This window comes from Billgrantia antri (assembly GCF_019430905.1).
Classification (GTDB): domain Bacteria; phylum Pseudomonadota; class Gammaproteobacteria; order Pseudomonadales; family Halomonadaceae; genus Halomonas; species Halomonas antri.
In genome coordinates, this window is the sequence record NZ_JAHYCA010000001.1 from 168,006 (window position 1) to 189,473 (window position 21,468).

A 21,468-nucleotide genomic window follows, 5' to 3' on the forward strand; every position below is an offset into this window, starting at 1 on the left:
CGTATTGCGCTCACCAATTGCTTGCTTCGGCAAGTGGACGCCTTCGATCAGCGTCCTTCGAGCGCCAGCCGCTGTGCACGCGGGGACAGCTCGCTCAGCGCGCGGCGATACACCTCACGCTTGAAAGGCACCACCTGACCCAGCGGATACCAGTAGCTGACCCATCGCCAGTTATCGAACTCGGGTTTTTCCGAGCCATCCATACAGATACGATTCTCCTGGCAGCGAATCCGCAGCAGGAACCATTTCTGCTTCTGGCCAATACAGACCGGCCTGGAATTCATGCGCACCATGCGTCGCGGCAGGCGATAGCGCAGCCATCCCCGAGTACAGGCCAGTAGCTCGACGTCATCGGCGGTCAGGCCGATTTCCTCTTCCAGCTCACGATAGAGCGCCTGCTGCGGTGTCTCGGTTGACTTGATGCCTCCCTGGGGAAACTGCCACGCATTCTGTCCAACCCGACGCGCCCAAAGCAGTTGCCCCCTGGCGTTGGCGATGATTATGCCAACGTTGGGGCGAAAGCCGTCAGCGTCGATCACGGACGTCACCTTGTGAAATACGTCATTGAGAGCATTCTTCCACAAGGGCACAAAGCGCATCAATACAACGATCCGGTGGTCGTCAACGCCCGCCGCCGCCCACTGCGAGAAAAAGCGCGGCGGGGCTTAGCAGTGCGCGGCGTTGTCTGACATAATCGCCAGCTTTCACGCAATGCAGCATGACGTTACGACAACTCACCACATCGCAAGGGGTAAGCCGTGAGTCTGGCCATCTTCGATCTGGACAACACCCTGCTCTCCATCGACAGCGATCACGCCTGGGGCGAGTTCCTGCTCGAACAGGGGGCCGTGGATGCCGAGGCCTACCGTGAGGCCAACGACCGCTTCATGGCCGATTACGAAGCGGGCACGCTGGACATTCATGCCTTTCTGTCGGTGGCGCTCAGGCCGCTGGCCGACAACAGCCCCGAGCAGCTTGCGGCCTGGCACCAGCAGTTCATGGCCAGCAAGATCGAACCCAGCATCCTGCCCAAAGGCGAGGAGCTGCTGGCACGCCACCGCAGTCGGGGCGATACCCTGCTGATCATTACCGCCACCAACCGCTTCATCACCGGCCCCATCGCCGAGCGGCTGGGCGTCGATCATCTCATCGCCGTGGAACCGGAGGTGCTGGATGGCCGCTATACCGGCAAGGTGAGCGGCACGCCGAGCTACCGCGAAGGCAAGGTGAAGCGCCTGGAGGAGTGGCTAGCCGACAAGGATCTGACCCTGGACGACGCCTGGTTCTACAGCGACTCGCACAACGACCTGCCGCTGCTGCGACTGGTGGAGCATCCGGTAGCGGTGGACCCCGACCCCACCCTGCGCGAAGAGGCCGAGATGCGCGGCTGGCGCATCATGAGCCTGCGCGACTGAACCAGCCTTACCTCAAAAACGGAAAAACCCTAAAGCGGGTGCCTTAGGGTTTTTATCGTTTACTGACTAAGCGCTGAGCAAATAGCCGAGCGAGATGAAGCGCAAGGCGCGCGGCGCACAGGAACCCGAGCATATGGGGTATATGTGAGGGTTATGAGCACCGCGCAACACAGCGATTCGCTCGCGCAGGCATTTGTTACCCAAGCAAATGCTCGACGGCGGCGCGCTCTTCGCGCAGCTCGTCTTCAGTGGCCTTCATCTTGCCGCGGCTGAACTCGTCGATCTCGAGACCCTGGACGATCTCGTAGTCCCCGTTCTGGCAACGCACCGGGTAGGAGTAGATGATGCCCTCGGCGATGCCGTAGCTGCCGTCGGAGGGAATCGCCATGCTCACTACGCCGTCGGTACCCAGCGCCCAGTCGCGCATGTGATCGATGGCGGAAGAGGCGGCGGAAGCGGCGGAGGAGGCCCCGCGCGCCTTGATGATGGCGGCGCCGCGCTGCTGCACGGTGGGGATGAAGTCGTTCTCGTACCAGTCGCGCTCGACCAGGTCGAAGGCGGGCTTGCCGGCCACCTTGGTGTGAGCCAGGTCGGGGTACTGGGTGGCGCTGTGGTTGCCCCAGATGATCATCTGCTCGACGTCGGTGACGCGCTTGCCGGTCTTCTGCGCCAGCTGGGTCAGGGCGCGGTTGTGATCGAGGCGAGTCATCGCGGTGAACTGGCGCGGGCTGAGGTCCGGCGCGTTGCAGGAGGCGATCAGTGCGTTGGTGTTGGCCGGGTTGCCGACCACTAGCACGCGTACGTTACGGCTGGCGTTGTCGTTAAGCGCCTTGCCCTGTACGGAGAAGATCGCCGCGTTGGCTTCCAGCAGGTCCTTGCGTTCCATGCCCGGGCCGCGCGGGCGGGCACCGACCAGCAGGGCGAAATCTGCGTCCTTGAAGGCAACGTTGGGATCGTCGGTGGCAACGATCTCCTGCACCAGCGGGAAGGCACAGTCGTTCACTTCCATCACCACGCCGTTGAGCGCGTCCATCGCCTGCGGGATCTCGAGCAGCTGCAGGATGACGGGCTGATCCGGGCCCAGCATGTCGCCGGCCGCGATACGGAAGATAAGGGAGTAGCTGATCTGGCCGGCACCGCCGGTGATGGCAATACGTACGGGGTCTTTCATCGTTGCTCCTTCGGTTGAGCCGCCTGAGGGAAACGCTGCACGAAGGTCTGCACGAGCGAATCGCACCGTTGCACGTCATCTCGCTCGCCGATTCGCGCGGCACTTCCTTGGATGAGCCTTGGGGATACATATCCGCCCTGGCCGGAATCCGGACCGCCAAGATGTTATGCCTGCACCGCACAAAACTCAATCCGACCTCTGGTTAGGGGCCTTGCTGGAAAATGGCGCCGCAAGGCAACTGCGACCTTCCGGCACATGCGCTATCATGCCTTGCCGAATAAGCTAATGCCGAATTCAACCAGGGAAGGCTGCATGTTGAAACGCCCCCCCATCTCCGCCCTGCTGGCCGCCCTGGTGCTGGCCGCCCTGTTCCTGTGGCTGCTGTTCGGGGACATCCAGCGCTTCCAGAGCGAGCCGCCCGAGAGCCAGGAAGCTTCGACCGACAGCCTGCCCCGCATCGAGTTTCGGCAGAGCCACGCTTCGTCGCACCAGCCGCAACTGGTGACCCAGGGGCAACTGGAGGCGCTGCGCGAGGTTACCCTGCTTACCCGGCGCGACGGGCGCGTGGCCGAGCTGCCGGTCGAACAGGGCGACAGCGTGGAGGCCGGCGCAACGCTGCTGGTGCTCTCCCGCGACGCCCTCGACGCCCAACTGGAACGCGCCGAGGCGCAGCTCGAGCTGGCACGGGCCGAGCTCTCCGGTGCCGCCGACCTGCGCCGCCGGGACCTGATCTCCCAGCCGGAATACCTGCGCCTGCAGAGCAGCGTCAGCGTGGCGGCGGCGGAGCTCGCCGAGCTGCGCCAGAGCCTCGATGAGACGCATCCCACCGCCCCCTTCGATGGCGTGCTCGATCGTCTCGAGGTGGAACTCGGCGAGGTCCTGCAGGTGGGCGAGAGCTACGGCCGCCTGATCGACGATAGCCGGCTCAAGGCCAGCGCCTGGGTCGCCCAGCGCCGCGCCCTTGAACTGCGGCCGGGCCTGCCGGTGGAGGTACGCCTGCTCGACGGCAGTCGTCTGTCCGGCGAGCTGAGCCATGTCGCCCGGCGAGCCGACGAGGCCACCCGCTCCTTCTACATCGAAGCCGAGCTCGACAACCCCGAACGGCGGCGGCTCGCCGGCGCCAGTGCCACGCTGTCCATCACCCTGCCCGAGCGCAGCGTTCATCGTCTCTCCTCCGCCCTGCTGGAACTCGATGAGCGTGGGCAACTGCAGGTCAAGCACCTCGACGAGGAGGCGCGTGTGGTCGCCACGCCCGTCGAGCTGGTGGAGGCCGACGCCCGAGAGGCGTACGTCGCCGGTCTGCCGGAGGAGATCCGGCTGATAACACTGGGTGGCGGCTATGTCGAACCCGGCGATCGCGTCGTTGCGGTGCCCGAGCCATCGGCAGACAGCGCCCCGGACGAGGAGTCGCTCTGACATGCGCACCCTGATCGAGGCTGCGCTGGACCGCACGCGCACCACCCTGCTGCTGCTGTTCGCGCTGCTGGCGGCGGGCATTGCCGCCTGGCAGGCGGTTCCCAAGGAGGCCAACCCCGACGTCCCGATCCCGATGATCTATGTCTCGATGACGCTGGAAGGGGTGAGTCCCGAGGACGGCGAGCGGCTGCTGATACGCCCCATGGAGCAGGAGCTGCGCACCATCGAGGGGGTGCGCAAGATGACCGCTCAGGCGAGCCAGGGTTACGCCGCGATCACCCTGGAGTTCGACGCCGGCTTCGACGCGCGCCAGGCGCTCGCCGACGTGCGCGAGCGGGTCGACATCGCCAGCGCCGAGCTACCGGACGAGGCCGAGGAGCCACGCGTCATGGAGGTCAACGTCGGCCTCTTCCCGGTATTCACCCTGGGCCTCTCGGGGCCGATCGAGGAGAGCCGACGCCTGGCCATCGCCCGCCGCCTGCAGGATGCGGTCGAGGGCCTGCCGGAAGTGCTCGAGGTGGAGATCGGCGGCGAGCGCGAGGAGCTGATGGAGATCGTCGTCGACCCGCTGGTGCTCGACAGCTACGGCGTCGACTTCGACACCCTGTTCAACCTGGTGACCCGTAACAACCGGCTGGTCGCTGCCGGCAGCCTGGACACCGGTGCCGGGCGCAGCCCGGTGAAGGTACCCGGCATCATCGAGTCCCTCGAAGACGTCATGAACATGCCGGTGAAGGTCGACGGGGACCGAGTGGTGACTTTCGCCGACGTGGGCTGGATCCATCCCACCTTCAAGGATCCCGAGGGATTCGCCCGCATCGACGGCGAGCCGGCCATGGTGCTGGAGATCTCCAAGCGTGCCGGGGCCAACCTGATCGCCACCGTCGAGGGCGTCCGGGGCATCCTGGCTGAGGCCGCTCCGATGCTGCCCGAGGAGCTCTCGATCACCACCATCATGGATCAGTCGGAGACCGTAGAACAGATGCTCTCCGAGCTGCTCAACAACGTGCTCACCGCCGTGGCCCTGGTGCTGATCGTGATCCTGGCCGCCATGGGAGTGCGTTCGGCATTGATGGTGGGGCTCACCATCCCCGGCGCCTTCCTCACCGGCATCCTGCTGATCTGGGGGATCGGCTATACGCTCAATATCGTGGTGCTGTTCGCGCTGATCCTGGTCTCCGGAATGCTGGTGGACGGTGCCATCGTGGTCAGCGAGCTGGCCGACCGCCACCTGCGCGAGGGGCAGCCGCCGCGCCAGGCCTGGATCAATGCCGCGACCCGCATGAGCTGGCCGGTCATCGCCTCCACCGCCACCACCCTGGCGGTGTTCGTGCCGCTGCTGTTCTGGCCCGGGGTGGTGGGCGAATTCATGAAATATCTGCCGGCCACGGTGATCCTGTGCCTGCTCGCCTCGCTGGCCATGGCGCTGGTCTTCCTGCCCACGCTGGGAGGGCTGTTCAGTGCGCGTACCGACACGCCTCAGCGCAGCGAGGAGATGGTCAGCGCCGGCGGCCGGCTCTACCGTGGCGTACTCGCCAAGTTGCTGACCTGGCCCGGCACGACGCTTGCGATCGCGCTATTGCTGATGGCGCTGATCTTCGTCGGTTATGGCCGCTTCAATCATGGGGTGGAATTCTTCCCCGCGGTCGAGCCTGAGAATGCTCAGGTGGTGATCCGTACGCGCGGCAGCCTCTCCACGGAGGAGAAGGATGCCATCGTGCGCCGCGTCGAGTCCCGCCTGGCCGGCATGGGCGAGGTGCAGGCGCTCTACGCCCGCACCTACGGCGTGGCCAACGAGCAGATGGGCAACGACGTGATCGGCACGGTGCAGTTCCAGTTGATCGACTGGCAGGAGCGCCGTCCGGCACGGGAGATCATGGATGAGATGGCCGAGCGTACCGCCGACCTGCCCGGCGTAGTGCTGGAATTTCGCGAACAGGACATGGGGCCCGGCGCCGGCAAGCCCATCGTGCTCGAGATCAGCGCCCAGGATGAAGCCGCCGGCGAGGCCGCGGTCGAGGCCATTCGTCGCCAGATGGTAGAACTCGGCGGGTTCCGGGACATCGAGGACAACCGCAGCCTGCCCGGCATCGAGTGGCGGCTGAACGTCGACCGTGCCGCCGCCGCGCGCATGGGTGCCGACGTCGCCGCTGTGGGCAGTGCCGTGCAATTGGTCACCAACGGCCTTCAGGTAGCTACCTACCGGCCCTCCTTCGCCCGCGACGAGGTCGACATCCGCGTGCGCCTGCCCGAGTCCTGGCGCAGCCTGGACCAGCTCGGTCGGCTGAGCCTCAACACGACGCGCGGCCAGGTGCCCGTCTCTCACTTCGCCAGCCTCGAGCCGGCGCCGAAGGTGGACACCCTGCACCGCATCGACGGCCGGCGTGCCATCACCCTGGAAGCCGACGTCACCGCGGGCTACCAGCCCGACGAGCGCCTGCGGGCACTGCAGGAATCGCTGGGGCCACCGCCGGAGGGGGTTCACATCGAGGTCGCGGGCGAGCAGGAGGACCAGGAGCAGGCCAGCCGCTTCCTGATGTCGGCCTTCCTGGTGGCGATCGGGATGATGCTGCTGATCCTCGTCACCCAGTTCAACAGCCTTTACCAGGCGCTGCTGGTGCTCTCCGCCATCGTGTTCTCTACCGCCGGGGTATTGATGGGGCTGCTGATCAACGGCCAGCCGTTCGGCATCGTCATGGTCGGCATGGGGATCATCGCGCTCGCCGGCATCGTGGTGAACAACAACATCGTGCTGATCGATACCTACAACGAGCTGCGCCGGTCGGGACTCACCCCTTACGACGCGGCGCTGGGTGCGGGCGGCCTGCGTCTGCGACCGGTACTGCTCACTGCCATCACCACCGTGCTGGGCCTGATGCCCATGGTGCTCGAGGTCAACGTCAACCTGTTCGCCCCGAGCCTCGGCCTCGGCGCCCCATCGACCCAATGGTGGACCCAGCTCTCCAGCGCCATTGCCGGCGGGCTGGTCTTCGCCACCGGGCTGACGCTGCTGCTTACGCCCTGCATGCTGGTACTGTGGCAGCGCCGCCCGCAGCGTGAAGCGGCTGAGCCTGCCGCGGCGTGAGCATTGCCGGGCTCGGCGTGAATACACTAATGCAACGACGCCGCAGCGAACCTTGGCTCGCAGCGGCGCCTGAGAAATCGGCAGTTCGCCAGGTGGTTAGTCGGCCTGGGCTTCCCTTTGCGGCGTATGTGCTGCATGCAGGCGAGCGATGAGCTGGTCTTCCAGGGCGAAGCGCTCGGTCAACCCCTTGGCCAGACGGTCGAGCCAGGCGGGCAGGCGCGGCAGGAAGTGCTGGCAGCGCACCGGCGTCGAGTAGTCGGCATCGAACGCCAGCACCAGCTCGGTGGAGAGTTCGAGTCGTTCCAGCAACTTGCTGGCGATCTCCAGGGCCTGGTGATCCTCGAAGGCGTTGGCCTCCTCACGCAGCTGCGGGTAGATCTCGAAGTGGCCGGCGCTGATGTAGTCCATCAGCAGTTCGCTGAAGCGATCGATCTGGGGCTTGCTCACGGCCTCCAGCTCGGTATCGCAGGCCTCCTTGAGCTCCAGAAAACTGACCAGCAGTTCACGGCGCTCATCGAGCCACCGATCGATGAGCTGATGCACGCCGCCCCAGCGCTCCCTGGCCGTCTTGCACTGTTCCAGCATCGCGAGCCTCCCTCCCCTGTGAAGCCTGTTGCATCTCGGCCCACCGAGCGTCGAATGGAAAGCCCCAGACTCGCCGTTGCCACCCTGGCTGTCAATCCTTCGATCAACGAAAAAATCACTTCATGCCATTAATGTTCAAGCTTGAAATTTTAAGCTTGAAGCAATTCTTCACAGCGTCTAGCCTGAAGAAATACAACAACGACACGGTTCCACGCCATGAGAATCGCCTGCCTCGGCGGCGGCCCCGCCGGCCTCTATTTCGCCATCAGCATGAAGCGCCGCGACCCTTCCCACGAGATCGTGGTCATCGAGCGCAACCGCCCCGACGACACCTTCGGCTGGGGCGTGGTGCTCTCAGACGAGACGCTCGACAACCTCGCCGCCAACGATGCCGTCAGCGCCGCGCGCATCCGTGAGCACTTCGCCTACTGGGACGATATTGCCGTGATCCACGACGGCGTGCGCACCGTCTCCACCGGCCACGGTTTCTGCGGAATCGGCCGCCATCGGCTGTTGCTCCTGCTGCAGGAGCGCGCCCGCGAACTGGGCGTCGAGCTGCGCTTCGAGAGCGACGTGCCCGAAGAGCGCATCGACGAGCTGCGCCGTGAATTCGACCTGGTACTGGCTGCCGACGGGCTCAACTCGCGCACCCGTCAGCGCTATGCCGAACACTTCCGTCCCGATATCGAGGTGCGTGCCTGCAAGTTCGTCTGGCTGGGCACCCACCAGACCTTCGACGACGCCTTCACCTTCATTTTCGAGAAGACCGAGCACGGCTGGGTATGGGCCCACGCCTACCAGTTCGACGAGAACACCGCGACCTTCATCGTCGAATGCAGCGAGCCCACCTGGCAGGCCTTCGGCTTCGGCGAGATGAGCAAGGAGGAGTCGATCGCCACCTGCGAGCGCATCTTCGCCAGGCACCTCGGCGGCCACTCGCTGATGAGCAATGCCCACCACATTCGCGGCTCGGCGTGGATCAACTTTCCGCGGGTGCTGTGCGAGCGCTGGAGCTTCGACAATGTGGTGCTGATGGGCGACGCCGCCGCCACTGCACACTTCTCCATCGGCTCGGGCACCAAGCTGGCGCTGGAAAGCGCCATCGCACTGGCCGACTACCTGCACAGCGCACCCGACATGGCCAGCGCCTTCGCCCGCTACGAGGAGGAGCGTCGGTTGGAGGTGCTGCGACTACAGTCGGCAGCGCGCAACTCCACCGAGTGGTTCGAGCAGGTGGAGCGCTATCTTGACCTCGACCCGGTGCAATTCAACTATTCACTGCTGACCCGCTCCCAGCGCATCAGCCACGAGAACCTGCGCCTGCGCGACCCGGCATGGCTCGAGAGCGCCGAGCGCTGGTTCCAGGCCCAGGCCGGCAACGAGGGCAGCGCACGGGCACCAATGTTCGCGCCCTTCCAACTGCGCGAGATGCGACTTGCCAACCGCGTGGTGGTCTCGCCCATGGCCCAGTACAAGGCGGTGGATGGATGCCCCACCGACTGGCACTTCGTGCACTACGCCGAGCGCGCCAAGGGCGGCGCCGGGCTGGTCTATACCGAAATGACCTGCGTCTCGCCCCAGGGGCGTATCACGCCGGGCTGCCCGGGGTTCTATGCACCCGAGCACGAGGCGGCGTGGCAGCGCCTGTGCGACTTCGTCCACGCCGAAACTCCGGCCAAGCTGTGCGCCCAGATCGGCCACTCCGGGCCCAAGGGCTCGACCCAGCTCGGCTGGCAGGAGATGGACGCGCCCCTGGCCGAGGGCAACTGGCCGATCATGGCGGCTTCCGCCGTGCCCTGGTCGGATCGCAATCAGGTGCCGAAGGCCATGGACCGCACCGACATGGATCGCGTACGCGACGAGTTCGTCGCCGCCGCCCGGATGGCCGAGCGTGCCGGCTTCGACATGCTCGAGGTACACGCCGCCCACGGCTACCTGCTGTCGTCGTTCATCACCCCACTGACCAACCGCCGCGACGACGAGTACGGCGGCTCGCTGGCCAACCGTATGCGCTACCCATTGGAGGTGATTCGCGCGGTGCGTCAGGCGTGGCCGGCGCACAAGCCGCTCTCGGTACGCATCTCGGCCAACGACTGGGTCGGCGACGAAGGGGTGACCCCCGATGAGGCGGTGGAGATCGCGCGTCTGCTCCAGGCCGCCGAGGTCGACATCGTCGATGTCTCGGCCGGGCAGACCTCGACCCGCGCACGGCCGGTCTACGGGCGCATGTTCCAGACGCCCTTCTCGGATCGCATCCGCAACGAGACCGGCATGGCCACCATGGCGGTGGGCAACATCTACCAGGCCGACCACGTCAACTCGATCCTGATGGCCGGCCGCGCCGACCTTGTGTGCCTGGCCCGCCCGCACCTGGCCGACCCCTACTGGACGCTGCACGCCGCTGCCGGCATCCAGGACCGCGAGTGCGACTGGCCGGCGCCCTATCGTGCCGGCCGCGACCAGCTGCAGCGCCTGGCCGAGCGCGGCGAAGGGTGGGTATGACCATGAACCAGTTGCATGGGAAGCGCGTGGTGATCACCGGCGGCGGTAGCGGCATCGGCGCCGACATGGCGCTGGCGTTCGCCGAGGTCGGCGCCGAGGTGATCATCACCGGACGGCGCCGCGAGCCGCTGGAAGCCACCGCCGGCCACCACTCGGCCATCGCCTTCGAGATCGCCGACGTGACCCGCGAGGCCGACATGGTGGCCCTGTTCGAAGGCCTGGGCGAAGTCGATATCGTGATCGCCAACGCCGGGGCGGCAGAGAGCGCGCCGCTGGCCAGGACCGGGCTCGACCAGTGGCAGCGCATGCTCGACGTCAACCTGACCGGCACCTTCCTGACCTTGCGCGAGGGGCTCAGGCACCTGCGCGACGGTGGCCGGCTGATCGCCGTGGCCTCCACCGCCGGGCTCAAGGGCTATGCCTACGTGGCACCCTACTGTGCCGCCAAGCATGGCGTGGTGGGGCTGGTGCGCGCCCTGGCCCAGGAAGTGGCGGGGCGCGACATCACCGTCAATGCGCTGTGCCCCGGTTTCACCGAGACCCCGCTGCTGGAAGAAAGCATCGCCACCATCGTCACCAAGACCGGTCAAAGCCCGGAGCAGGCGCGCGCCCACCTGCAATCGACCAACCCCAGCGGCCGGCTCGTTCAGCCTGCCGAGGTCACCACCACCGCGCTGTGGCTGTGCGGCCCGCATAGCGGCGCCATCCACGGCCAGGCGATCTCGATCTCGGGAGGCGAGACATGACGGCCCCGTTGCCAAAACCCGAAACCCTGAGCAAGGAGCGCCTGCGCCTGTGGCTGCGCATGCTGCGGGTCACCCGCCAGGTCGAGGCGGCGCTGCGCGAGAAGCTGCGCCTCGAGTTCGACTCCACCCTGCCGCGCTTCGACGTCATGGCGGCGCTGCTGCGTGAACGCGAGGGTCTGAAGATGAACGAGCTTTCCAGGCGGCTGCGCGTTTCCAACGGCAACGTGACCGGCATCGTCGACCGCCTGGCCGACGACGGCCTGGTCGAGCGCATCGCCATCGAGGGCGATCGCCGTGCCACCCGGGTACGCCTCACCCCTGCCGGGTGCGACGCCTTCACCGTCATGGCCCAGGCCCACGAGAGCTGGGTCAACGAACTGTTGGATGGCGTCGATGCAGAGGATGCCCATCATATCGGCGAGCTGCTGCATCGCTTGCCGGCCGACACGGGAGCACGATAACGATGAAACTGGCCGATCTCGCGCCCAGGCATTTCCTGTGGCGCATGGAGGGCGAGGTAGCGGTGATTCGCCTCGACCGCCCCGAGCGCAAGAATCCGCTCACCTTCGACAGCTACGCCGAGCTTCGCGACACCTTCCGCGACCTGGCCTACGCCGAAGATGTGAAAGCCGTAGTGTTCGCCGCCAACGGCGGCAACTTCTGCTCCGGCGGCGACGTTCACGAGATCATCGCCCCGCTGGTGGGGCGCGACATGAAGGGCCTGCTCGAATTCACCCGCATGACCGGCGACCTGGTCAAGGCGATGATCAACTGCGGCAAGCCGGTGATCAGCGCAGTGGACGGCGTCTGCGTCGGTGCCGGCGCGATCATCGCCATGGCCTCGGACATCCGCTTCGCCACCCCCCGTGCCAGCACCGCCTTCCTCTTCACCCGGGTGGGCCTGGCCGGCTGCGACATGGGCGCCTGCGCCATGCTGCCGCGCATCATCGGCCAGGGCCGTGCCGCCGACCTGCTCTACAGCGGGCGCAGCATGAGCGCGGAAGAGGGTCATCAATGGGGCTTCTATAACCGCCTGGTCGAGGAAGAGGTGCTGGAAGCCGAAGCCATCGCCTACGCCACCCGCCTGGCCCAAGGGCCGACCTTCGCCCACGGCATCACCAAGACCCAGCTCAACCAGGAGTGGTCGATGAGCCTGGAGCAGGCCATCGAGGCCGAGGCCCAGGCCCAGGCGATCTGCATGCAGACACGCGACTTCGAGCGCGCCTACCACGCCTTCGCCGCTAAACAGAAGCCGGTCTTCGAGGGGGATTGATGAGCGACACGAACTTTCTCGACTGGCCCTTTTTCGAGCCGCGTCATCGCGACCTGGCCAAGCGCCTGGAGGCGTGGTGCCGGCGCGAGCTGCCCCGCGATCACAGCGACGTCGATGCCACCTGCGTCCGGCTGGTGCGCGACCTGGGTCAGGCGGGCTTCCTCGAGGGCACCGCGGGCGACGCCATCGACGTGCGCAGCCTGTGCCTGATCCGCGAGACCCTCGCCCGTCACGACGGCCTGGCCGACTTCGCCTTCGCCATGCAGGGCCTGGGTACCGGGGCGATCAGCCTGTTCGGCAACGCCGAGCAGAAGCAGTGGCTGGACAAGACCCGCCGCGGGGAGGCGCTCTCCGCCTTCGCCCTGAGCGAGCCGCGCTCCGGCTCCGACGTGGCCCAGCTCGACACCACCGCCGAGCGGGACGGCGACCATTATCGCATCAACGGCGAGAAGACCTGGATCTCCAACGGCGGCATCGCCGATCTGTATACCGTCTTCGCGCGCACCGGCGAAGGGCCGGGCGCCAAGGGGCTCTCGTGCTTCCTGGTACCGGCCGACACGCCGGGGCTCGCAATCCGCGAACGGCTGGAGACGATCTCGCCGCATCCGCTGGCGCGGCTCGGCTTCGATGACATGCGCCTGCCGGCCAGCGCCATGGTCGGCAGTCCCGGCCAGGGCTTTCGCATTGCCATGTCGGTGCTCGACGTATTCCGCTCCACGGTGGGGGCCGCCGCGCTCGGCTTCGCCCGCCGCGCGCTGGACGAATCCCTCGAGCGCGCCAGCAGCCGCGAGTTGTTCGGCGCCAGCCTGGCCGACCTGCAGATGGTGCAGGGCCACCTGGCGGAGATGGCACTGGACGTGGACGCCGCCGCGCTGCTGGTCTATCGCGCCGCCTGGACCAAGGACATGGGTGCCGAGCGGGTCACCCGCGAGGCGGCCATGGCCAAGCTCTATGCCACCGACCGCGCCCAGCAGGTCATCGACAAGGCGGTGCAGCTCCACGGCGGCGACGGCGTGCGCAAGGGGCACATCGTCGAGAGCCTGTATCGCGAGATCCGCGCGCTGCGCATCTACGAAGGCGCTTCGGACGTGCAGAAGGTAGTGATCGCACGCAGCTGTTTGGCCCAGCAGGAGACCGTCCGGCAAGAATAAAGCGGTTAAGGAAGCGCCAGACCCGTATCCCCCTGTCGACGCCTCGGCGCCGAACAACAACAACGACGTACGGAGAATGGTCATGAACGCAACGTCGGCTCACGCCGATACCTTTGCCCGGGACAACCTGCCTCCCGTGCATGAATGGCCCGAGCTCAGGCTCGACGGCTTCGACTACCCCGAGCGGCTGAACGCCGCGGTGGAACTCTGCGACCGCTGGGTAGAGCGCGGCCACGGCGAACGCGTGGCGCTGATCGGCAACGGGCGACGACGCAGCTATCGCGAACTGGCCGAATGGACCAACCGCCTGGCCCATGCGCTGGTCGATGATCTCGGCGTGCGCCCCGGCCACCGGGTGCTGATCCGCTCGGCCAACAACCCGGCCATGGTGGCCTGCTGGCTGGCCGCGACCAAGGTCGGCGCGGTGGTGGTCAACACCATGCCGATGCTGCGGGCCGGCGAACTGGCCAAGATCGTCGACAAGGCCGAAATCAGTCTCGCCCTGTGCGATACCCGCCTGCTCGACGAACTCGAGGCCTGCGCCGTCGGGAGCGCCTTCCTGAAGCGAGTCGTCGGCTTCGACGGCACGGCCAACCACGACGCAGAACTCGACCGCCTGGCGCTCGACAAGCCCAGCAGCTTCGAGGCCGTGGCCACCGCTGCCGACGATGTCGCCCTGCTCGGCTTCACCTCCGGCACCACCGGCAAGCCCAAGGCGACCATGCATTTCCAACGCGACCTGTTGATCATCGCCGACGGCTACGCCCGCGAGGTGCTGCAGGTGACGCCCGACGACGTCTTCGTCGGCTCGCCGCCGCTGGCCTTCACCTTCGGCCTCGGCGGGCTCGCCATCTTCCCGCTGCGCTTCGGCGCCAGCGCCGTGCTGCTGGAGAAGGCCACACCGCCCAACATGATGGAGATCATCCGCGAGCACGGCGCTACCATCGTGTTCACGGCGCCCACGGCGTATCGCACCATGCTCGCCTCGCTCGAAAGCGGCCAGGAGCTCGACAGCCTGCGCGTGGCGGTGTCCGCCGGCGAGACGCTACCGGCACCGATCTACCAAGACTGGATCGAGAAGACGGGCAAGCCGATCCTCGACGGCATTGGCGCCACCGAGATGCTGCACATCTTCATCACCAACCGCATCGACGACCATCGCCCGGCCTGCACCGGCAAACCGGTGACGGGCTACGAGGCGAAGATCGTCGACGCTGACATGCACGAACTGCCCCGCGGCGAGATCGGCCGGCTGGCGGTACGCGGCCCCACCGGCTGCCGCTACCTGGACGATGCGCGTCAGCAGGGCTACGTGCAGCAGGGCTGGAACATCACCGGCGATGCCTTCTATCAGGACGAGGAGGGCTACTTCCATTTCGCCGCACGCAACGACGACATGATCGTCTCGTCCGGCTACAACATCGCTGGTCCCGAGGTGGAAGCCGCCCTGCTCGCCCACGAGGCGGTAGCGGAGTGCGCCGTGATCGGCGCACCGAATGGAGAACGTGGGCAGATCGTCGAGGCCTTCGTGGTACTGTCTCCCGGTGTCGAACCGGATGCCGAGTGCGTCGCGCGACTGCAGGCCTTCGTCAAGCAGCGCATCGCACCCTACAAGTACCCGCGTTCGATCCGCTTCGTCGAAACGCTGCCGAAGACCGCCACCGGCAAGGTGCAGCGCTTCCGGCTGCGCCAGGAGCACTATCCCGAAAAGTGATGATCAGCCCGAAGAGGCGATGATCAGCCGACAGGACGCTCCATCTGACGGCAGTTTGACGAATCACAAGAGCACAAGCGCTGGACACGGCGCCGAAACCACAACAAACGAGAACGAAGAGGGAAAAGCCATGAAGAAGCTAGCCAGCGTTGGCCTTGGCCTGCTGATGACCGCCGCCACGGCGACGGCCCAGGCCGAAGAGGTCAAGATCGGCATGATCACTACCCTGTCCGGCGGCGGCTCGCACCTGGGCGTGGACGTACGCGATGGCTTCATGCTGGCCATCGAGCGCTCCGGCCGCGACGACATCGAGGTGCTGGTGCAGGACGACGCCAACCGACCCGATCTGGCGCGCAGCCTGTCCAACGAGTTCATGCAGCGCGACGAGGTCGACATCCTCACCGGTATCATTTTCTCCAACCTGGCCATGGCGGTGGTTCCCGCAGCGGTACGCCAGGGCACCTTCTACATTTCACCCAATGCCGGCCCTTCGGATCTCGCCGGACGCATGTGCCACGAGAACTACTTCAATGCCGCCTGGCAGAACAACAACCTGCACGAGGCCATGGGCGCCTACATGAAGACAGAGGGCTTCGAGCGCCCGCTCCTGCTCGCGCCCAACTATCCCGCCGGCACCGATGCCCTGGCTGGCTTCAAGCATCGCTACGAAGGCGAGGTGGTCGACGAGATCTATACCCAGATGGGCCAGACCGACTACGCCGCCGAGATCGCCCAGATCCGCGCCAGCGATGCCGACAGCCTGTTCTTCTTCCTGCCGGGCGGCATGGGCATTTCTTTCATGAAGCAGTGGGAGAACTCGGGGGTCGATATTCCGCTCTTCGGGGCCGCCTTCTCCTTCGACGAGATCATCATCAAGGCCGTGGGCAGCGCCGCCGTCGGCACCATGAACACCTCGCAGTGGGCATACGATCTCGACAACGAGGCCAACCATGCCTTCGTCGAGGCCTTCCGCGAGGCCTACGGCCGCACCCCGACCCTCTATGCCTCCCAGGGCTTTGACACCGCCAACCTGATCCTCAGCGCCTTGGACAAGGCACATCCGGACGACCAGGACGCCTTCCGCGAGGCGCTGCGCGAGGCCGACTTCGATTCGGTGCGCGGCGAGTTCCGCTTCGGCCCCAACCACCATCCGATCCAGGACATCTACGTGCGCGAGGTGGTCGAGGGTGACGACGGCCAGCCTACCAACCGGCTGGTCGGCATCGCCGTCGAGGACATCCAGGACATCTATCACACCCAGTGTGAGATGTAAGTCCCGGCCGCCGGGCCGGTCGGCCCGGCGGCACTCCTGCAACGCTCAACAGTGACCATGCCATGACCCTATTCATCGAACAGCTCTTCAATGGCCTACAGCTCGGTACCATGCTGTTCCTGATGGCCAGCGGCCTGACGCTAGTGTTCGGCGTGATGGGGCTGATCAACCTGGCCCACGGTTCCTTCTACATGGTCGGCGCCTATGCCACGGCGCTGGTCAGTGCCGCCACCGGCTCGTTTTTCGTCGGCCTGGCGGCCGGCATCACCGTGGCCGCCGTGGTGGGTGCCCTGGTCGAGCTGATCGTGGTGCGCCGGCTCTACCACCGACCCCACCTCGACCAGGTGCTGGCCACCTTCGCCTTGATCCTGATCTTCTCGGAGGGCACCCGCTGGCTGTTCGGCTCCTCGCCGCTGTGGCTCAATCCGCCGGAAGTGCTGTCAGGCTCGGTCAACCTGCCGGGCGGCTTGCGCTATCCCATCTATCGCCTGGTGATCATTGCCGTGGGGATCGCGGTGGCCGTGGGCATGTATTTCCTGATTTCGCGCACGCGGCTCGGCATGCGCATTCGCGCCGGCGAGAGCGACCGCGAGATGATCGGCGCCCTGGGCGTGAACATCGCCCGGCTCTATACCCTGGTATTCGCCATGGGTGCGGCCCTGGCCGGCCTTGCCGGCGCCATGGTCGGCGCCCTGCAGTCGGTGCAGGTGGGCATGGGCGAGCCGGTGCTGATACTCGCCTTCGTGGTAATCGTGATCGGCGGCATCGGCTCGATCAAGGGTGCGCTCTACGGCGCCATCCTGGTCGGGGTCGTCGATACCCTGGGGCGCGTTTTCCTGCCGTCTTTCTTCGGCCAGTTCATGAGTCCTTCGGAGGCCGCCGGCGTCGGCTCCGCGATCGCCGCGATGCTGATCTACATCCTGATGGCCGTGATACTTGCCTTCAAACCCAAGGGACTGTTTGCCGCCCATGACTAAGTCCGACACTCGAATCCTCGCTCCGCAGCCGGGGCTGCCAGCACCCACGGCGAGTTGGCACGACCGCAAGGGGCTGGTGCAGATCGGCCTGCTGGCGCTGCTGCTGCTGGCGCCACTCGCAGCCCATTTCCTGGGCCACGTCTATTACGTCAACCTGGCCTCGCGCGTTACCCTGGTCGCCATGGCCGCCGTGGGCCTCAACCTGGCCATCGGCTACGGCGGCATGGTGAGCTTCGGCCACGCCGCCTACTTCGGCCTGGGCGGCTACGTGGCCGGTATCAGCGCCTATCATGCATTCGATCTCACCCCGGTGATCGGCTGGCCGGTGGCCATCCCCGGCAGCGACAGCATGCTGGCGATCTGGCTTGTCGCGATCGTTGTCTGCGGCCTGCTGGCGCTGGCCATCGGCGCCGTCTCGCTGCGCACCACCGGGGTCTACTTCATCATGATCACGCTGGCCTTCGCCCAGATGATTTACTACTTCGCCAACTCCTGGCCCACTTACGGCGGCGAGGACGGCCTGCCGATCTACCTGCGCAACACGCTGCCCATCGTCGATACCAACGACGCCCTGACCTTCTTCCTGATCTGCTTCGGCGGACTTACGCTCTCGCTTGCGCTCACCTCGCGCATCATGAAGTCGCGCTTCGGCGCCGCCCTGACCATGGCCCGGCTCAACGACACCCGTCTGGCCACCGCCGGCATCGCCCCCTACCCTATCCGTCTGGTGGCCTTCGTCATCTCGGCGATGATCACCGGGCTGGCCGGTGCGCTGTATGCCGACCTCAACGGCTTCGTCAGCCCTACCATGCTCAGCTGGCACATGTCGGGCGAACTGATGGTGATCGTGATTCTCGGCGGCGTGGGCCGGCTCTACGGCCCGCTGGCCGGAGCCATTCTGTATGTGATGATGGAGACCCTGCTGGGCGGGCTCACCGAGTACTGGAAGCTGTTTCTCGGCCTGGTGCTGCTGCTGGTGGTGCTGTTCGCCAAGTACGGCGTGATGGGCTGGCTGGCCGGGAGGGAGCGCCATGAGTGATGCCGTGCTGACACTTGCGCACCTCAACAAGCGCTTCGGCGCACTGCAGGCCACCAGCGATGTTTCGCTCGACCTGCGAGAGGGCGAGATCCATGCCTTGATCGGCCCCAACGGCGCCGGCAAGTCGACCCTGATCGGCCAGATTGCCGGCGGTCTCAAGCCTGATTCCGGCAGCATTGCGCTCGCTGGCCGCGAGATCTCCACGCTCAGCGTGGCCCAGCGCGCACGGCTGGGGCTGGGACGCAGCTTCCAGGTCTCGTCGCTTGCCGAGCCGCTGTCGGTGAAGCGCAACGTGATGATCGCGGTACAAGCGCTGCAGGGACACAGCTTCCGCTTCTGGAAGCCGGTGCAGCGCGACGAGAGCCTGCTCGCTCCGGCCATGCAGGCGCTGGAGCGCATGGCGCTCGCACATCGCGCCGACACGCCGGTGTCGGAACTCTCCCACGGCGAGCGGCGCCAGGTCGAGGTGGCCTGCGCGCTGGCGCTCAAGCCGCGGGTGCTGCTGCTAGACGAGCCCATGGCCGGACTCGGTCCGGAGGGTTCGGCACGCCTGACCGAACTGCTCGAGGCGCTCAAGCACGAGGTGCCGATCCTGTTGATCGAGCACGACATGAACGCCGTGTTCCGCCTCGCCGACCGCATTTCGGTACTGGTGGCCGGCGCCGTGATCGCCCACGGCGACGGCGCCGAGATCCGCGGCAATCCGCAAGTCCGCGAAGCCTACCTGGGGGATTGAGATGCTCAACGTCACCGCCATCGAGACCTTCTACGGACCTTCCCAGGCACTGTTCGGCGTCGACCTCAGCGTCCAGGCCGGCGAGATGGTGGCCCTGATGGGGCGCAACGGAATGGGCAAGACCACCACCATCCGCTCGATCTTCGGCCTCAGCCCGCCACGCAGCGGCAGTATCACCTTCGAGTCGCAGGATCTGCGCCGATTGCCCTCTTACCGCATCGCCCAGACCGGCCTCGGCCTCGTGCCCGAGGGGCGGCGCTGCTTCCCCAACCTTTCGGTGCGCGAGAACCTGCTGGTCACGGCGCGACCCGGTCGCTGGGATCTGGCACGCGTGGAGGGGCTCTTCCCCCGGCTGGCCGAGCGGCGCCACCAGATGGCCAACACCCTCTCCGGCGGTGAACAGCAGATGCTCGCCATCGGTCGCGCGCTGATGACCAACCCCCGCCTGCTGGTGCTCGACGAAGCCACCGAAGGGCTGGCCCCGGTCATACGCCAGGAGATCTGGGCAGCCATACGTGCCCTCAAGAGCGAAGGCCAGTCCACGCTGATCGTCGACAAGTCGCTATCCGAGCTGCTGCCGGTGGCCGACCGCTGCACCATTCTGGAAAAGGGGCGCACGGTATGGACGGGCGAGCCAGATGCGCTCGACGAGACCCTTCGCGACCGCTATCTGGGCGTTTAACGAGGAGGCCGCCATGCCGTTCACGACACAGCGCAAGGTGCGCTTCCAGCACTGCGATCCCGCCGGCATCGTCTTCTATCCGCGCTACTACGAGATGCTCAACTCGGTGGTCGAGGACTATTTCGCCGAGGTCGTCGGCCACGACTTCAACCGCCTGCACGTGACGTCTCGCACCGGCGTGCCGACGGCCCGGATCGAGACCGACTTCCACGCCCCCAGCCGGTTGGGCGAGACGCTCGACTTCGAATTGACCATCCGCGACGTCGGCCGCACCAGCCTGGCCATTCGCACCGCGGTCCATTGCGGCGGCGAGCCACGCCTGACCTGCGACGCCACGCTGGTGTTCGTCGACCTCGACAGCGGCCGCCCGCTGCCCTGGCCCGAGGCCATGCGCTGCCATTTCGCCATTGAGAGCTAACAAGGATACCAAGATGAATGACGCCACCTCGCACGAGCTGCTTCACCCCGCGCACTGGAAAGCCGCGGTGGGTTACGCCAATGGCGTGCTCGCCTCCGGCCAGACGATCTTCGTCGGCGGCCAGATCGGCTGGAACGGCGATCAGGTGTTCGAGAGCGACGATTTCGTCGCCCAGGTGCACCAGGCCCTGGCCAACATCGTCGCGGTACTGAAAGAGGCCGGCGCCGGCCCCGAGCATGTGGTACGGCTGACCTGGTACGTCACCGACAAGCAGGAGTACCTGGCCCGGCTCAAGGAGGTGGGCGCCGCCTACCGCGAGGTGATGGGCAAGCACTTCCCGGCCATGACCATGGTGCAGGTGGCCGACCTGATAGAGGACCGGGCCAAGGTGGAGATCGAGGCAACCGCCGTCATCCCCGACGCTTGATCAGCCACCGTGGAAGGCTGAAATACGCTGGACGAAGCGTCCGCCCGGCGCATAGTGATCGAGAATCGAGAAGTGATCGTCGCCGGGCAAGAGCTCGGCGCTGACGGCCGCGCCCTGGGCCTCGAGGTGCTCGGCGTGGGCATGCATCTGGCGCGCGAACTCGGTGGACTCCTCTCCGCCCGCAACGAGATGCACCGGCGTCGGCACTCGGCACGGCAGGAACAGCGGGCTGTAGGCGTCGACGTCGCGCCCGCTGAGCTGCAGCTTGGGCTGCAGCCACGACCAGGGGAAAGGGCGCAGGTCGTAAAGCCCGCTGATGCACAACGCGCCCCCGATGAGGTCGTCTGGCAGACCGTACTCCCCCTCCCAATCCGCGGCCAGCAGCATGGCGGCAAGATGTCCGCCGGCGGAGTGGCCGGAGACGCTCAGGCGCGATGCATCGACGCCCAGCGATGAAGCGTTGTGCCTCACCCAGGCGACCGCGGCCCGAGCTTGCCTCACCAGTTCGCCGAAGGCCACCGTGGGGCACAGCGCATAATTGACCACCGCCACGCTGATGCCCGCCGCTACCAGCCCCTCGGCGACGAAACCGAACTCGCGGTGGCCCAGCGAGCGCCAGTAGCCACCGTGGAAGAAGAGATGCAGCGGTGCATCCTCGGCCTCGGCATGGTAGACATCCATGCGCTCGGCCAGCGTCGGCCCGAAGGCGACGTCCAGCGACACCCGGCAGCGCTCACGCACCGCCTCGCTGCGCGACCGCCAGCCATCCAGCAGCGCGGACAGGTCGCGCCCGCGCGAGGGATCGTACTCGCGGTCGATCGCTTCCTGGGTGGAGAAATCGCGATACAGCATGCCTGC

20 protein-coding genes are annotated in these 21,468 nt (G+C 66.4%); 16 read left to right on the forward strand and 4 right to left on the reverse strand.

The features are described from left to right. Positions 1–47 precede the first annotated feature (47 nt). Positions 48–539: an RNA pyrophosphohydrolase gene (locus KPL81_RS00775; protein WP_197566048.1), complete on the reverse strand. Its 492-nt coding sequence runs from the start codon at positions 537–539 to the stop codon at positions 48–50. Between the two features lie 219 nt (positions 540–758). Here KPL81_RS00775 and KPL81_RS00780 point away from each other — a divergent pair, with 219 nt between their 5' ends. Then, the gene (locus tag KPL81_RS00780) at positions 759–1,415 is read left to right on the forward strand and encodes a histidinol-phosphatase (protein ID WP_219790288.1); all 657 of its coding nucleotides are present in this window, start codon (positions 759–761) and stop codon (positions 1,413–1,415) included. Between the two features lie 196 nt (positions 1,416–1,611). Here the strand turns inward: KPL81_RS00780 and KPL81_RS00785 are convergent, their stop codons facing one another. Next, positions 1,612–2,586: a malate dehydrogenase gene (locus KPL81_RS00785; RefSeq protein WP_219790289.1), complete on the reverse strand. Its 975-nt coding sequence runs from the start codon at positions 2,584–2,586 to the stop codon at positions 1,612–1,614. 312 nt (positions 2,587–2,898) lie between these two features. On the opposite strand from KPL81_RS00785, the gene KPL81_RS00790 reads away from it, so the two are divergent. Together KPL81_RS00790 and KPL81_RS00795 are read left to right on the forward strand one after the other, a co-directional pair. Further along, positions 2,899–4,002 (forward strand): efflux RND transporter periplasmic adaptor subunit, encoded by a 1,104-nt coding sequence (locus KPL81_RS00790; RefSeq protein WP_219790290.1) that lies wholly within the window; start codon positions 2,899–2,901, stop codon positions 4,000–4,002. A gap of 1 nt (position 4,003) precedes the next feature. After that, positions 4,004–7,087, forward strand: coding sequence for an efflux RND transporter permease subunit (locus KPL81_RS00795; protein ID WP_219790291.1), 3,084 nt, complete (start codon positions 4,004–4,006; stop codon positions 7,085–7,087). A gap of 96 nt (positions 7,088–7,183) precedes the next feature. Here KPL81_RS00795 and rsd read toward each other — a convergent pair whose 3' ends face one another. Then, complete coding sequence (rsd, locus tag KPL81_RS00800) at positions 7,184–7,672, reverse strand: sigma D regulator (RefSeq protein ID WP_219790292.1); 489 nt, start codon at positions 7,670–7,672, stop codon at positions 7,184–7,186. Between the two features lie 216 nt (positions 7,673–7,888). Between rsd and KPL81_RS00805 the strand changes: the two genes are divergently transcribed. The 13 genes from KPL81_RS00805 to KPL81_RS00865 all read left to right on the forward strand — a co-directional run bounded on the left by KPL81_RS00805 (position 7,889) and on the right by KPL81_RS00865 (position 20,610). Next, positions 7,889–10,174 (forward strand): bifunctional salicylyl-CoA 5-hydroxylase/oxidoreductase, encoded by a 2,286-nt coding sequence (locus KPL81_RS00805; protein WP_219790293.1) that lies wholly within the window; start codon positions 7,889–7,891, stop codon positions 10,172–10,174. Positions 10,175–10,176: 2 nt separating this feature from the next. Continuing rightward, positions 10,177–10,920, forward strand: coding sequence for an SDR family NAD(P)-dependent oxidoreductase (locus KPL81_RS00810; protein WP_219790294.1), 744 nt, complete (start codon positions 10,177–10,179; stop codon positions 10,918–10,920). Next, positions 10,917–11,381, forward strand: coding sequence for a MarR family winged helix-turn-helix transcriptional regulator (locus tag KPL81_RS00815; protein WP_219790295.1), 465 nt, complete (start codon positions 10,917–10,919; stop codon positions 11,379–11,381). Before KPL81_RS00810 ends, KPL81_RS00815 begins: the two co-directional genes overlap by 4 nt. 2 nt (positions 11,382–11,383) lie before the next feature. After that, the gene (locus tag KPL81_RS00820) at positions 11,384–12,193 is read left to right on the forward strand and encodes an enoyl-CoA hydratase family protein (protein WP_219790296.1); all 810 of its coding nucleotides are present in this window, start codon (positions 11,384–11,386) and stop codon (positions 12,191–12,193) included. Then, the gene (locus KPL81_RS00825; protein ID WP_219790297.1) at positions 12,193–13,344 is read left to right on the forward strand and encodes an acyl-CoA dehydrogenase family protein; all 1,152 of its coding nucleotides are present in this window, start codon (positions 12,193–12,195) and stop codon (positions 13,342–13,344) included. The genes KPL81_RS00820 and KPL81_RS00825 overlap by 1 nt, the downstream gene beginning before the upstream one ends. 82 nt (positions 13,345–13,426) lie before the next feature. Beyond that, on the forward strand, positions 13,427–15,058 hold the full coding sequence (locus KPL81_RS00830; protein ID WP_219790298.1) for a benzoate-CoA ligase family protein: 1,632 nt from the start codon (positions 13,427–13,429) through the stop codon (positions 15,056–15,058). A gap of 130 nt (positions 15,059–15,188) precedes the next feature. Next, entirely contained in the window at positions 15,189–16,331 is a 1,143-nt protein-coding gene (locus KPL81_RS00835; RefSeq protein WP_219790299.1) for an ABC transporter substrate-binding protein, read from the forward strand. Positions 16,332–16,393: 62 nt separating this feature from the next. After that, on the forward strand, positions 16,394–17,308 hold the full coding sequence (locus tag KPL81_RS00840; RefSeq protein WP_219790300.1) for a branched-chain amino acid ABC transporter permease: 915 nt from the start codon (positions 16,394–16,396) through the stop codon (positions 17,306–17,308). Continuing rightward, positions 17,301–18,347: a branched-chain amino acid ABC transporter permease gene (locus KPL81_RS00845; RefSeq protein WP_219790301.1), complete on the forward strand. Its 1,047-nt coding sequence runs from the start codon at positions 17,301–17,303 to the stop codon at positions 18,345–18,347. Before KPL81_RS00840 ends, KPL81_RS00845 begins: the two co-directional genes overlap by 8 nt. Next, complete coding sequence (locus KPL81_RS00850; protein ID WP_209473529.1) at positions 18,340–19,083, forward strand: ABC transporter ATP-binding protein; 744 nt, start codon at positions 18,340–18,342, stop codon at positions 19,081–19,083. The genes KPL81_RS00845 and KPL81_RS00850 overlap by 8 nt, the downstream gene beginning before the upstream one ends. A gap of 1 nt (position 19,084) precedes the next feature. After that, complete coding sequence (locus KPL81_RS00855) at positions 19,085–19,765, forward strand: ABC transporter ATP-binding protein (RefSeq protein WP_219790302.1); 681 nt, start codon at positions 19,085–19,087, stop codon at positions 19,763–19,765. 13 nt (positions 19,766–19,778) lie between these two features. Continuing rightward, positions 19,779–20,183, forward strand: coding sequence for an acyl-CoA thioesterase (locus KPL81_RS00860; RefSeq protein ID WP_219790303.1), 405 nt, complete (start codon positions 19,779–19,781; stop codon positions 20,181–20,183). Between the two features lie 13 nt (positions 20,184–20,196). Then, a complete protein-coding gene (locus tag KPL81_RS00865; RefSeq protein ID WP_219790304.1) occupies positions 20,197–20,610 on the forward strand; it encodes a RidA family protein in 414 nt (137 codons plus the stop codon). Here KPL81_RS00865 and KPL81_RS00870 read toward each other — a convergent pair whose 3' ends face one another. Further along, positions 20,611–21,462, reverse strand: a complete 852-nt coding sequence (locus KPL81_RS00870) for an alpha/beta hydrolase (protein ID WP_219790305.1) — start codon at positions 21,460–21,462, stop codon at positions 20,611–20,613. It abuts the gene before it with no gap. Positions 21,463–21,468 lie beyond the last annotated feature (6 nt).

Bases quoted from the DNA above. Each gene is read 5' to 3' on its own strand.
- KPL81_RS00795 (WP_219790291.1), top strand. From the start codon at position 4,004: ATGCGCACCCTGATCGAGGCTGCGCTGGACCGCACGCGCACCACCCTG.
- KPL81_RS00810 (WP_219790294.1), top strand. From the start codon at position 10,177: ATGAACCAGTTGCATGGGAAGCGCGTGGTGATCACCGGCGGCGGTAGC.
- KPL81_RS00815 (WP_219790295.1), top strand. From the start codon at position 10,917: ATGACGGCCCCGTTGCCAAAACCCGAAACCCTGAGCAAGGAGCGCCTG.
- KPL81_RS00805 (WP_219790293.1), top strand. From the start codon at position 7,889: ATGAGAATCGCCTGCCTCGGCGGCGGCCCCGCCGGCCTCTATTTCGCC.
- KPL81_RS00820 (WP_219790296.1), top strand. From the start codon at position 11,384: ATGAAACTGGCCGATCTCGCGCCCAGGCATTTCCTGTGGCGCATGGAG.
- KPL81_RS00790 (WP_219790290.1), top strand. From the start codon at position 2,899: ATGTTGAAACGCCCCCCCATCTCCGCCCTGCTGGCCGCCCTGGTGCTG.
- KPL81_RS00860 (WP_219790303.1), top strand. From the start codon at position 19,779: ATGCCGTTCACGACACAGCGCAAGGTGCGCTTCCAGCACTGCGATCCC.
- KPL81_RS00845 (WP_219790301.1), top strand. From the start codon at position 17,301: ATGACTAAGTCCGACACTCGAATCCTCGCTCCGCAGCCGGGGCTGCCA.
- KPL81_RS00840 (WP_219790300.1), top strand. From the start codon at position 16,394: ATGACCCTATTCATCGAACAGCTCTTCAATGGCCTACAGCTCGGTACC.
- KPL81_RS00855 (WP_219790302.1), top strand. From the start codon at position 19,085: ATGCTCAACGTCACCGCCATCGAGACCTTCTACGGACCTTCCCAGGCA.
- KPL81_RS00865 (WP_219790304.1), top strand. From the start codon at position 20,197: ATGAATGACGCCACCTCGCACGAGCTGCTTCACCCCGCGCACTGGAAA.
- KPL81_RS00830 (WP_219790298.1), top strand. From the start codon at position 13,427: ATGAACGCAACGTCGGCTCACGCCGATACCTTTGCCCGGGACAACCTG.
- KPL81_RS00850 (WP_209473529.1), top strand. From the start codon at position 18,340: ATGAGTGATGCCGTGCTGACACTTGCGCACCTCAACAAGCGCTTCGGC.
- KPL81_RS00825 (WP_219790297.1), top strand. From the start codon at position 12,193: ATGAGCGACACGAACTTTCTCGACTGGCCCTTTTTCGAGCCGCGTCAT.
- KPL81_RS00870 (WP_219790305.1), bottom strand. From the start codon at position 21,462: ATGCTGTATCGCGATTTCTCCACCCAGGAAGCGATCGACCGCGAGTAC.
- KPL81_RS00835 (WP_219790299.1), top strand. From the start codon at position 15,189: ATGAAGAAGCTAGCCAGCGTTGGCCTTGGCCTGCTGATGACCGCCGCC.
- rsd (WP_219790292.1), bottom strand. From the start codon at position 7,672: ATGCTGGAACAGTGCAAGACGGCCAGGGAGCGCTGGGGCGGCGTGCAT.
- KPL81_RS00785 (WP_219790289.1), bottom strand. From the start codon at position 2,586: ATGAAAGACCCCGTACGTATTGCCATCACCGGCGGTGCCGGCCAGATC.